We start from the raw sequence: 11,618 nt of genomic DNA, 5'->3' as shown, positions 1-11,618 counted from the left end.
CCTGCGCGGCCGCGTCCAGGTAGCGGGCCCGCCCGCCCGTGGCCGGCTTGGGGGCCAGCGAGCCGGTGGCGGCCTGCTGGCGCAGCAGGTCTTTGACAAACGAGCCGCTCACGCCGAAGCGCCGCGCCACGGCTACTTTCCGGGCACCAGGCTCCTGGCATGCCGCTGCTACCTGGGTGCGTAAATCAAGCGAATACGGTCTCATCTTACAGAATACGGCCTCCCGACAAATACGGACGAACTGTTCACGAAACCGCTATATCAGGTGGTGTACTGGTTCAACCAGGACCTATTCTGGGTGGAGAAGCAAAATGACTTGCCCACGCAGCGAAAGGCCCTGAAGAATTGGTTTGAGGCGGTAGGACTTCGCATCAATGACCCCGAGCGCCAACGGGTTCAGGAGAAGGTTAAAAGCCTTATGAAGGGAAACCAAAAACAGGTGGACTCAGACGTTTTTTAGCGGGGCAAGCTTTATAGGAAGCCGAATGACTGCTGCCCTAGACAAGGAGCAGCATTCACAAAAACGGTGATTTAGATGAGGCATAAGCCATTTTACGTGTTGTAAACGGTCGTCTGCAACACGTAAAACCACGGCTTTAAAGGTCGTTCCCTGAACCTTGACGGGCTGTGTTTTCCTTTTTCTGAGAGGACTCCATCAAGCGGCGAAAGGGGCGGGGGGGGTGAGGCGCCTAGTTGAACGCCTACTTAAGCCTCCTCCGCCAGCAGCTGCGCCAGCGCCTGTGCTTCTTCCAGCAGCAGGCGCTGGCGCAGGGCCGGGTTAGTCTATTCCAGTTTAAGGCCCTCCCTGTTTCGCCGGTCATCCTGAGCACACCACGTTGAAAGTGGTGACCAAGGTCCTGACTCCGGTAGGTGCCCAGCTCTCTTACCTGTAAAAACCCCTTTGCCGTATCGTGGCAAAGGGGTTTTTACAGGTAAGAGAGCCGGTTCCGGCGGTAGTTCCGCAGTAGGAGCTCAGGAGGCAGAACCGCTTTAGCGGCTCTCAGTAGTCAGACAGGAAAGCGCCGCCGACAGGGTGGCGGGGGAGCCGTTGGTGACCGGGCCGGTGGCGGAGTAGCCGATGGACACTTTCTGCCCGTCGGTCTGCCGGGCCAGGTAGGCTTCCCAGGTTGGCCCGGTAGGTTGCAGGCGCGTGCCATCGGCCAGCTCCAGGGTGGTGTGCTCAGTCGGGCAGATCAGCGTTTTGCCCAGGCAGAACCGCACGGTGGCTTTGGTGCTGCAGGCGGCCGGATCCGTGCCGCACCAGTCCTTCGGTGCTATTTCTTGCTTGGCAGTGCAGCCGGTCAGGGCCAAAGCCGCAAAAAAGCTCAGACGGACCGTAAACTGCAGCACGGGGGTAGGATTGAAACGCATAAATACCAGGCTAAGAGTGAGGAGAAGATTCGAAATGCCCCGCTACGGCCTCGGCTAAGCCGGCAGAGAGCAGCAGCAGTACAGGCAGGAGCGGCTACCCGGGCCTATAGTTGCATTAACTAATATTTATTTGCCGGCTTACTTCCGGAGATAAACAACTCACCAGACAGGTAAGTGGGCAGGCATCCCTGGTGCGCAAGGCCGTCGGAGCAGTTGTTGGGCCGCCGCCCAACGAGCGGGTGCTGGGCCGCTGTTTCGGCTAATCCGGGGCTGTTCGGGGGCTTACGCTTCTGCCTCCTCTGCCAGCAGCTGCTCCAGCTCCCGGGCTTCTTCCAGCAGCTGACGGTGGCGCAGCCTCAGGTGGGCGCGGGCCAGCGCGTCGGGGCGCGGGGGCAGGGCGGCCGTGTTGGCTGCGAGGTGGGCGAGCCAGGCAGCGTCAGGGCCCAGGTCGTAGGTGGGCGGGGCCCCGAGCGGGGGCGTGGCCGCCGCCAGGCCCAGGGCCACCAGGGCCTGGCGGCGGCGCAGCAGGGCGGTATCCTGCAGGTCCAGGGTTTCGAGCTGGAAGGCCAGCAGCCGGGCCAGGTGGCGGCAGCGCCGCACCCGCCGCCGCCGCAGCGCCCGGGTCCGCTCGGCCCTGACTACCGTATAGGCGGTGGGCGGCGGCAACGGGGGCAGGGCCTCGGGCATGGGCAGCGGCGGCCCCAGAGGGCGCATCCGAAACCGGAGCTCGGTGAGCCGGTCATTAGCCGCCGGGGAAAATTCCCGCCGCCCGGCCTCCACAGCCTGCACCTGGCGGACGCTGAGCCCCAGCCAGCGGGCCAGCTCAGCCTGGGTAAGGGCGTAGTACTGGCGCAGCTCGGCGGCCAGCGTCGGCGAAAAGGAGCGGGGCGGAATGATATGCATGGCAGCAGTACCTTCTAAAAAGAAAACCAGAAGGTACTACAACGCAGTAGCACCCTGCTTAATTATTTTCGGAGGGTACTACTGCCTCACGGCCGGGCCGGCGACCGGGTGCCCCGACACCCCGGCCCGGCGGGGGCTTACTCGAAAAAGTCGCTCGAATCGGTTTGGCTGAAGTACTTGTTCAGGCTGCCCAGGTCGGCGAAGATGGGGCCGATAAGGCGCAGAAACCCGTCTACGGCGGCCTGGGAGTCGGCGTAGAAGATAAGGTGGGCCGGGGTGGAGTAGCCGTGCAGCTCTTCGAGCAGCGCCGGGGCTTCTTCCTCCAGGATGGTGTTGATGTGCTCTTCCCAGGAAGGGCCGCCGCCGCCGAAGCCGTAGCTTTCAAACAGGTAGAAGTAGCCCTCCAGCGCCGGGTCGGCTTCCACGTTGGCCGTGATGCCGAACAGGGCGTCATCCACCCGCAGGCGCTCGGGCAGCGGGACAATCTTGAAGGGGAAGGTGTTTTCCATAAGCACGCGGGACAGGCCGCAAAGCTACGTCCATTAGTTGGGCCCCGAGGGCAGTAACGCGAAGTTCTACTTCGCGAAACAGTTGAAAAGAAGCCGTAGCCGGTAGCGGGGCCGGCGGCCGCACGGGGCGCGCCGGGCCACTGCGCGCTACTCCCCCAGCCGGCCCGTCTCATCCTTGAGCGGCACCCCCGACAGCTTGCTCCGCAAGGCTTCGCTGAGCAGGAAAAACAGCTTTTCCGCGGCGGCTTCGTACGGGAGGCCGGTCGGGCGAATGTTGGACACGCAGTTGCGGGCTTCGTCGGTGAGGCCGGGGCGGGGGGCGTAGGTGAAGTAGGCGCCCAGGCTGTCGGGGGCGCTCAGGCCGGGCCTCTCGCCAATCAGGATCAGGGCCAGCCGGGCACGCAGCGCCGCCCCGATTTCGTCGCTGATAGCCACCCGGGCCTGCAAAGCCAGGGTGAGCGGGGCCAACGTGAAACCGGCCTGCCGAAGCCGGGGCACCAGCAGCCGGAGCACCGGCAGCGCGTGCTCGTTGATGGCCGTTGCCGAGAGGCCGTCGGCCAGAATAAGGGCAATATCCGCGGCCCCGGGCGCGCTGTCCGCCAGCCGGCGGCGGGATTCCTCATTCAGCTGCCGGCCCAGGTCGGGGCGCTGCAGGTAGTGCGGGCGGCTTTCGGCCCGGCTGCGCACCAGGCCCACCGGCTGGTGCAGCGCCCGCAGCTCGGCCAGCAGCCGGTCGGTTTCCAGTGCTGAGTACACGGCGTCGCGGGCGTGGGCGTGGGCCAGCCGAAACGCCAGCGCCTCGCCCAGGGGCACGCTGGTACCAGTGCGGCCCAGGGCAATGCGGGCGGCGGTGAAGGCGCGCAGGCCGGCCCAGGGGTCGGCGGGGGGAGCGGCCCAGGGGTCGGCGCCCGGGACCAGCGAATCGGTGGGGTCAGCAGCCATGGCGGGAGCTAGGAGCGGGTGAATTGCCGGATCAGCTCCGGCAGGTGCGGAAACTCCGCCAGCAGCGCCGCCCGCCGGGCCAGCTCGAAATCGACGTACTCAAAGCCCGGGGCCACGGTGCAGCTGACCAGCCCGAAGCCGGTACCCTGCTCAAGCCGGGCGGCAAACCAGGTGTTGGCCGGCACGACGGCCTGGGGAACTTCGCCTTTTGTCAGGTCGCCGCCCAGCCGGATGGTGGTGGGCTGGTCGCCGCCGAGCACGATGATTTCCAGGGTCTGGCCCTGGTGAAAAAACCAGAGCTCATCCGACTTGATGCGGTGGAAATGAGATTTGTCGTCGTTGGCCAGCAGGTAGTAGATGGCCGTGCTGAGGTGGCGGGGCTGGCCGCTTTCCGTTTGGATGCGGTAGTCCGACCGGTAGGTTTCCCGGTAGTAGCCGCCCTCGGGGTGGGGCAGCAGGTGCAGCTGGCGAATGATGTCCGGGGCCGTCATGGGGAGAAGGTTGGGGGTGAAGCGCGAGCAACAGGCGGGAGGGTTATTCCGGGGGCCGCAGCGGGCCCGGGCCCAGCAGCCGGTGGTCGGCGGCCGCCGGCCGCAGCCGGCCCCGCTCGTCAAAGATACCCTGTTGGCGCAGCCAGGCCTCAAACTCGGGGGCGGGCCGCAAACCCAGCACCCGGCGCACGTACAGCGCGTCGTGGAAGGAGGTGGACTGGTAGCCCAGCATGATGTCGTCGGCCCCGGGAATGCCCATGATGAAGGTGCAGCCGGCCACGCCCAGCAGGGTGAGCAGGGTATCCATGTCGTCCTGGTCGGCTTCGGCGTGGTTGGTGTAGCATACATCCACGCCCATGGGCAGGCCCAGCAGCTTGCCGCAGAAGTGGTCTTCCAGCGCCGCCCGGATGATCTGCTTGCCGTCGTAGAGGTATTCGGGCCCGATGAAGCCGACCACGGAATTGACCAGCAGGGGCTGAAAGTGCCGGGCCACGGCGTAGGCGCGGGCTTCGCAGGTCTGCTGGTCGAGGCCGTGGTGGGCGTGGGCCGACAGGGCGCTGCCCTGCCCGGTTTCGAAGTACATCACGTTCTGGCCCACCGTGCCGCGGTGCAGGCCCAGCGTGGCCTCGTGGGCTTCCCGCAGCAGGCTCAGGCTGATGCCGAAGCTGGAATTAGTCGCCTCCGTGCCGCCGATAGACTGGAAGGCGAGGTCCACGGGCGCGCCCTGCTCAATCAGCTGCAGGGTGGTGGTCAGGTGGCTGAGCACGCAGGTCTGGGTCGGAATCTGGTACTGCTCGCGCACGGCATCCAGCATGTCCAGCAGCTGGCGCACCACCCGGGGGTTGTCGGTGGCAGGGTTGATGCCCAGCACGGCGTCGCCGCTGCCGTAGAGCAGGCCATCGACGAGGCTGGCGGCAATGCCGCGGGCGTCGTCGGTGGGGTGGTTGGGCTGCAGGCGGGTGGCCAGGTGCCCGCGCCGCCCCAGCGTGTTGCGAAACCGCGTTATCACCTCCACCTTGCGGGCCACCCCGATCAGCTCCTGGTTGCGCATGAGCTTGCTCACGGCCGCCACCATCTCCGGGGTCAGGCCGGGCGCCAGCTGCTGCAGAACCAGCGCATCGGTGGCATCGGCCAGCAGCCAGTCGCGCAGCTGGCCCACGGTGCAGTGGCCGACGGGCGCGAAGGCCGCCGCATCGTGGGTGTCCAGAATCAGGCGGGTGACTTCATCCTGCTCGTAGGGCACCAGGGCCTCGCTGAGAAAGGTGCGCAGGGGCACGTCGGCCAGGGCATACTGGGCGGCCACGCGCTCCTCGTAGGTGTCGGCCGCCACGCCCGCCAGCCCGTCGCCGGAGCGCGGGGGCGAGGCCCGGGCCAGCAGGGTTTTCAGGTCGGGGAAGGTGTAAACCCGCTGGCGGATGGTGTGGCGGTAGGACATCAGCAGAGCGTAGCGTTGGGGCCGTTGCCCGTTGTAAAGCCGCCTGCTTGCTGTGAAGAGGCCGCGGGCCGGCGGCAAGGGCCGGGGGCAATGTAGGGCATAAGCGGCGGAGTGCCCGCGCGCCGGCCCGGCCGCCGCGCCGCCTCAGGCCGCGAAGCTGCGGCCGCAGCCGCCGCAGCGGAGCAGGGTGGTGCCGGCGTAGAACAGCCGCTGCCACCACGCCGGCCGCGCCACCGGCCCCGTATCGGAGCTGCCGCAGCGGGGGCAGCGCCCGGGCAGTGGGGCCGTCCGCCGGGCGTCGAAGTCGGCCACGATGGGGCGGGCGGCCGCGGCGGCTTCTTCCTCGATAAGCAGCTGGTACCAGATTCCGTCGCCGAAGGGAAAGCCGGGCGGGCCGCAGGCTTTGACCAGGGCGCTGATACCCGCGTCGAGCAGCTCATTGTACAGGGTCACCGCCTCCGCGTAGGTCAGGTACTGGGCGGCAGGAATGAGCATAGCACTGTTTTATGGTCTGTCAGCCCCCGGCTACCGGCGGCCGCGGGCGGGGCGCACCTGCCCGCGCAGCCGGTAAATATACCACAGCAGCCCCGCACTCAGCACGGCCAGCGCCACGGCCAGCAGCTCGCGGGTGGTGCGGCTCTGGCTGGCTTCGTCGGCCGTGGCCTGGTACTCGCGCAGCTTGGCCTCGCGCTGCCGGTCGCGCTCCTGCAGGTTCTGAATCTGGTTCTGCAAGTCGTAAAACTTCTCCCGCGTCATCGACTGGTCGCCCTGAGCCACGGTAATCTGCCGCTCGGCCTGGGTTTTCTCGGCCACGATGCTGGCCGTGCGCCGCAGGGAAGACTCCTTCAGGGCCTGCACAATCTCGGTGTCCTTGCGGATGATGGCCTTGAGCACGTCCACGACTTCCTCCAGGTCCTTCTTGGAGGCCTTGTTGCCAAACAGGCTGTTGCGCTGGGCGCTGGCGTCTTCGTAGGCCTTTACCATGCGGCCGCGCTCCTGAATCAGCGGCGTCAATAGGTCGGGTGGGGCAGGCTGGGCAGGCGTCTGGGCGTGCGCGGTCAGGGTAAGAAAGACGAGCAGGCAGGAAAAAGCGAGTTTCATAGGCCCTTCATACGGCAAAGCGGCAAGGAGGCTACAAATCCCCGTCTTTCATCAGCAGCGTAGCTACCGTCGTCGTGGTGAGAAAGCGCAGCTCCGGCGCCAGTCCATCCCGAAGCCAGAGCTTAAGAGTGTGGTCGGACGAAATGGTTTCGTAGTCGAGGTAGGCGATGCGCTGACCCTCGTGCAGAATTTCGACGCCCCCGGGACCGGCCAGGGGCTGCGCCAGCTGAGCAAACCTGCCCGCCGAAGCCGGGAGCGGCGTGCGCGCCACCAGCCGGATGCGCAGCAGCACCTGATCGGCGTCGCCGACGAGCCCGATGACGGGGGTCGGGTTGTCGGACTCGAAGCCGGTCCGGTTGGTAGTAGTCAGCAGCAGATTCCAGACGTTGGTCTGCCCCAGTTTGGGCCCCACGATCAGGGCGTTGAAGGTTTCGGTGGTACGGCTGCGCAGCTCCGGGTCCAGCTGGCCCAGCAGCAGTCCTTTCGCTACCACCGACTGCGTAACGCTCTGCCGGCCGCAGTACACGGCCGCCGACTGGGGCGGGCCGGCGGGGTCGTTGGTGCTGAATTGAAATTCCAGCTTGCTGTCCTCGGTGCTCAGCTGCTGGGCGTAGGGCAGGTCGAGCACGTCGAGCACGGGCGAGCCGGTGGTGCCAGCGCGCAGCGGGCCCTGGTCGCGGGTGCGGGTGCTGCGCCAGCCGCGGTGCACGTCCGTCACCTGGTAGGGCCCAAGGGCGAGCTTACGGCCGGGCCCGAGCTTGCTGATGGGCACGCTCAGCTGGGTGCCGGCCGCTCCCCCGAAAGGGTTGGCCGAGGTGTGGGGAAGGTAGGCCGGCGTGGCGCAGCCAACCAGCAGCAGGGGCAGGGCAAAGAAAAGCTTCCGCATGAGCAGGACAGAAATCGGGCGGGAAAAACGGGTTTACTTCAAATCGGGCCGCAGCAGCAGCGTGGTGCTCATGCTGGCTACCACCAGTTGCAAAGCCGGATCGAGGTCTTTGCGCACCCAGTAGATGGAGCGCGCACGGCGGCTCAGGTCCGGCAGCGCCAGGGCGGCAATAGCTTTGCCCTGGTAGGTGAACACGAAGCCGTGGTGTACCTGGGCCGCCAGCAAGGCGGCGGCCATGCCGCCCTGGTCGGCGTAGCTGAGCGCATCGTCGATGACCTCGGAGAACTGAATGATCTGCTTGCCATTGCTGACGGTGCCACGCAGCGGGGCCGCAACAATCTGCTGCGCATTTTCGACTGCAAACTGCCAGACCGGTTCCGTGGGGGCCTGGCCGACCAGCGAGATGGCGCCCAGGAAAACATCGGAGTTGTTGTTTTTGGGCCGGAGCGAATCCCGGCTGGGAAACAGAATACGGTCCAGATTGCCCAGGGCACTGCCGCTGAGCGTGAGGTTGGCCAGGGCAAACACCTGGGCCTGCTGGCCGTGGGCTTTGTCTTCCAGCACGAAACGCAGCTGCTGCTTGCTGCTGGTTTGGTAAAACAGCACAATGGGCGGCAGCGGTACGCCATCGGGAAGCGTGGTGAGCCAGTCGCCATTGCGGTGCAGCGTCAGCAGCTGGAACTGGTCGAAAGACAGGCCCCGGCCCAGGCCGCCGTATTGCACCGGCATCGGCCGGTAGGCCGATAAAATGGTGGCTGGTATCTGCTGCGCCTGCCCCGGCACACTGGAAAGGGCCAGTAGCCCAAGCAGGGCCAGCCAACGAAATACATGCGGCATAGTAACTACAGCTAGGATAAGGAGGCGAAAACAACCGCCCAATCTTACGCAATAAAAACCATGCCGCTGCCTCTGGTAGCTCCTTTTACCCCCTTAGCACCGGCACCGGCTGGCGGATTTCCTTGGGCTTATGCTTGTAGAAGTACAGGATCAGAATGGGCAGCAGCGTCAGCTCGGCCACCACGCCGAAGAGCAGGGTCAGGCCGATGAGCAGGCCCACGTAGAAGGTACCGTCGAAGGAGGAAAAAATCAGCGTGCTGAAGCCCCCGACCAGGATCAGGGACGTGACCACCACCGCCTTGCCGGCCATCAGGTAGGTTTTGCGCACGGCCCGGAACAGGCTGGGCTCCTGGAGCAGCACCAGCTTAAGCTTGCTGATGAAGTGAATCGTGTCGTCGACGGCAATGCCGAAGGCGATGGTGAAGATGATGCTGGTGCTCACCTTCATACTCACGCCCGCCAGCCCCATCACGCCGGCCACAATCAGGATGGGCACCAGGTTGGGAATGAGCACCACCACCGTCATGCGCAGGCTGCGGAAGAGCAGCAGCACGATGAGCGTGACCATCACGATGTCGATGCTCATGCCCGTAATCATGTTCAGCGTCAGGCTTTCGTTATTTTTGTCGATCAGGTTGGCCGAGCCGGTGAGGCGGGTCTGCAGCACGGCGGGGTCGGTGTGCCGGCGCAGAAAGCGGCGCAGGTCCACGTTCAGCGCGTCGGCGCGGACGCTGCCCACGTCGGGCATGCGGCCGGTGAGGCGGCCGGCGGAGGCGTCGGGCAGCACCAGGGCCCGGAACTCGGGCTTGTTGCGAAACAGCTTCACGCGCCGCACCAGCCCGGCCAGCTCGGCCTCGGTTGCCGGCAGCCTGTACTCCTCCAGCAGCCCGCCGTTCAGGGCCTTGCGCACCGATTTGATGAGCGTCACGGGCGAGGCCACGAAGTTCAGGCCGTAGGTCTTTTGCAGGTAGCCTTCGATTTCCTCCGTTTCGCGCAGCACCTGCAGGTCGTAGATGCTGCGGCCGGGGGCGGGCTGCAGGGCCAGCTCAAAGGGCCGCACGCCGGCGAAGTTCTTCTCGAAAAAGCCGAAATCCAGCTTCACCGGATCGTTTTTGGACAGGTCGTCGAGCAAAGCCGAGTTGATGCGGATGCGGGAGGCCGAGGCCACCGAGCCGATCAGGATCAGGGCCGACAGGCCCACCACCAGCCGCCGCCGGGCCAGCACCACCCGAAACATACGGCCCAGCACCCCGTCCCAGCTGTGGCCCTCGGCCCGCGGAATGCGCAGCTCGGGCTTGCGCAAGAGCATCAGCATGGCCGGCAGCAGCGTAAACGACAGCGCGAAGGTGAGCAGCACGGCAATGCCGGTAAAGAGCCCGAAGTTGTAGATCGGCCGGATGGAGCTGGTCATCAGGGTGAAAAAGCCGATGCTGGTCGTCAGCGCCGACAGCCCCGAGCCGAACCCCGATTCCTTCAGCGTAATGAGCAGCGCCTGCTTTTTGGCCGTGCCGTAGCCCAGCTCCGTGTTGTAGCGGGTGATGATGTGGATGGTGTCGGACATGCCCACCACGAAGAGCATGATGGGCAGCAGGGCCGTCATCAGGTCGATACTGACGCCGCAGGCGCTCATCAGCCCCAGCCCCCACAAAATGGCGCCCAGCACCACCACCAGCGGCAGCACCACGCCCCACCAGGTCCGGAACGTGAACCACAGCAGCCCCGTGACCAGCAGCACCGACAGCGACATGAACACCACCAGCTCCCGCTGCAGCCGGTCGACGAACACCGACTGGGCCACCAGCTTGCCGGCCAGGTGGTAGGCTTCGGGCGCAAAGCCCTGGCGGGTCAGCTCGGTGCGCACGGCCGTCAGCAGCGAGTCGCCGGGCGGCTTGCTCAGGTTGGGCGAGGTTTGAAACAGGATGGTGACGGCCCGGGCATTCCGGGCCACCAGGTTGCCCACCAGTCCCGGCGTGCGGTACACCAGGGCCGAATCCTGGGCCCGCCGGGCCGGCTCGGCCGGGTGCAGGTACGGAATGTTGAACACCCCGAAGCCTTCCACCACCGGGTTGGTGGCGTTGGTGGGCGAGGACACGTGGACCACGTGGGCCCGCTGCTGAATAAAGCGGGTGAGCGAGTCGACCCGGGTCAGGAACTGCGGCTCAAACACGGTGTGGCCGGGGGCGGCTTCCAGGCCCAGCAGCACGTAGTCGTTGTCGTTGCCGAAGCGGGCCGAATACTGCTCGTAGTAGGCCAGGTCCGGGTCGCCGACGGGGTAGAAGTCGTTGAAGTTGTAGTTGAAGCGCAGCTGGGCCACGAAATACAGGCTCACGGCCGACACGAGGGCCAGCGCGAGCAGGGTGAGGTAACTTGCTTGGCGAAGGGGCATGGAGGAAATCAGGAGGCGTCGACCCGGGCCGGCGAAAAATGCGGGGCCCCAAGCCGCGGAACTCTCGCACGGCCTTCGTACTTTAGAGCTGCGGGCCGGGGTGCCAACGTTGGCAAGCCAACCATACCCCGCCGGCTTTTGTTTCCTCCACCTCCCTCATTTTCACCCATGAAAAACGCACTGCTGGCCCTGGCCCTGTTTGCATTCGTCGGAACCGCCGCCGCCAATGATGGCAAAGACGAGAAAGGCAAGAAATCCAAGAAAGAGGCCTGCTCCACGGCCATGAAGGCCAGCTGCACCAAGGAAGGCGCTACCGCTGCCACGCCGTCGTGCTGCATGAAGAAAGGCAAAACCGCCGCCGTGAAGCTGGCCGAGACGCCAGTGGTGAAGTCGCTGTAAGGTCAGCCTGCAATACCTGCTGTGGAAATGCCCTGGCGTAAGTCAGGGCATTTTGTTTTTGGATAGTTGGTAGTTAGGAATAGAATCATACATTTAAATTTTCTGTAAAAATCTAAAGAAACCTATGGACCTTATTGATCAGCTTTCTAACCTATAGCGGATTCGTGAACAGTTCATCCCTATTTGGCGGATGGCCGTATTCTGTAAGATGAGACCGTATTCGCTTGATTTACGCACCCGGGTAGCGGCGGCGTGCCAGGAGCCGGGTGCCCGGAAAGTAGCCGTGGCGCGGCGCTTCGGCGTGAGCCGCTCGTTTGTCAAAGACCTGCTGCGCCAGCAGGCCGCCACCGGCTCGCTG

At 65.4% G+C, this 11,618-nt stretch carries 12 protein-coding genes and 1 pseudogene; 1 reads left to right on the top strand and 12 read right to left on the bottom strand.

Translation table 11 applies throughout. The annotated features are described in order from the left end of the window. The 12 genes and pseudogenes from ABD842_RS14460 to ABD842_RS14405 all read right to left on the bottom strand — a co-directional run. A pseudogene (locus ABD842_RS14460) lies at positions 1–205 on the bottom strand (hypothetical protein); the annotation flags it as partial. Between the two features lie 785 nt (positions 206–990). Then, positions 991–1,371 carry a hypothetical protein gene (locus tag ABD842_RS14455; RefSeq protein ID WP_345115308.1) on the bottom strand — a complete coding sequence of 127 codons (381 nt, stop codon included), beginning with the start codon at positions 1,369–1,371 and terminating at the stop codon, positions 991–993. A gap of 282 nt (positions 1,372–1,653) precedes the next feature. Then, positions 1,654–2,274: a helix-turn-helix domain-containing protein gene (locus ABD842_RS14450; RefSeq protein ID WP_345115306.1), complete on the bottom strand. Its 621-nt coding sequence runs from the start codon at positions 2,272–2,274 to the stop codon at positions 1,654–1,656. Positions 2,275–2,411: 137 nt separating this feature from the next. Next, positions 2,412–2,783 carry a hypothetical protein gene (locus tag ABD842_RS14445; RefSeq protein WP_345115303.1) on the bottom strand — a complete coding sequence of 124 codons (372 nt, stop codon included), beginning with the start codon at positions 2,781–2,783 and terminating at the stop codon, positions 2,412–2,414. A gap of 147 nt (positions 2,784–2,930) precedes the next feature. After that, a complete protein-coding gene (gene eutC / locus ABD842_RS14440; protein WP_345115301.1) occupies positions 2,931–3,725 on the bottom strand; it encodes an ethanolamine ammonia-lyase subunit EutC in 795 nt (264 codons plus the stop codon). Positions 3,726–3,733: 8 nt separating this feature from the next. Further along, a complete protein-coding gene (locus ABD842_RS14435) occupies positions 3,734–4,216 on the bottom strand; it encodes a cupin domain-containing protein (protein ID WP_345115298.1) in 483 nt (160 codons plus the stop codon). A gap of 43 nt (positions 4,217–4,259) precedes the next feature. Then, positions 4,260–5,651, bottom strand: coding sequence for an ethanolamine ammonia-lyase subunit EutB (locus ABD842_RS14430; protein ID WP_345115295.1), 1,392 nt, complete (start codon positions 5,649–5,651; stop codon positions 4,260–4,262). A 144-nt stretch (positions 5,652–5,795) separates the two neighbouring features. Continuing rightward, a complete protein-coding gene (locus ABD842_RS14425) occupies positions 5,796–6,146 on the bottom strand; it encodes a hypothetical protein (RefSeq protein WP_345115292.1) in 351 nt (116 codons plus the stop codon). 30 nt (positions 6,147–6,176) lie between these two features. Further along, positions 6,177–6,752, bottom strand: coding sequence for a hypothetical protein (locus ABD842_RS14420; protein WP_345115289.1), 576 nt, complete (start codon positions 6,750–6,752; stop codon positions 6,177–6,179). A gap of 31 nt (positions 6,753–6,783) precedes the next feature. Further along, positions 6,784–7,638 (bottom strand): hypothetical protein, encoded by an 855-nt coding sequence (locus ABD842_RS14415; RefSeq protein ID WP_345115286.1) that lies wholly within the window; start codon positions 7,636–7,638, stop codon positions 6,784–6,786. 33 nt (positions 7,639–7,671) lie between these two features. Next, entirely contained in the window at positions 7,672–8,475 is an 804-nt protein-coding gene (locus ABD842_RS14410) for a hypothetical protein (protein ID WP_345115284.1), read from the bottom strand. 85 nt (positions 8,476–8,560) lie between these two features. Continuing rightward, positions 8,561–10,861 carry an efflux RND transporter permease subunit gene (locus ABD842_RS14405; RefSeq protein WP_345115278.1) on the bottom strand — a complete coding sequence of 767 codons (2,301 nt, stop codon included), beginning with the start codon at positions 10,859–10,861 and terminating at the stop codon, positions 8,561–8,563. Positions 10,862–11,029: 168 nt separating this feature from the next. On the opposite strand from ABD842_RS14405, the gene ABD842_RS14400 reads away from it, so the two are divergent. Beyond that, a complete protein-coding gene (locus ABD842_RS14400; RefSeq protein ID WP_345115275.1) occupies positions 11,030–11,260 on the top strand; it encodes a hypothetical protein in 231 nt (76 codons plus the stop codon). The last annotated feature ends 358 nt before the right edge of the window (positions 11,261–11,618 follow it).

The organism is Hymenobacter algoricola (assembly GCF_039539525.1).
Lineage (GTDB): Bacteria > Bacteroidota > Bacteroidia > Cytophagales > Hymenobacteraceae > Hymenobacter > Hymenobacter algoricola.
Note: the sequence above shows the minus strand (reverse complement) of the source record. Positions and strands in the feature narration are given on the sequence as shown.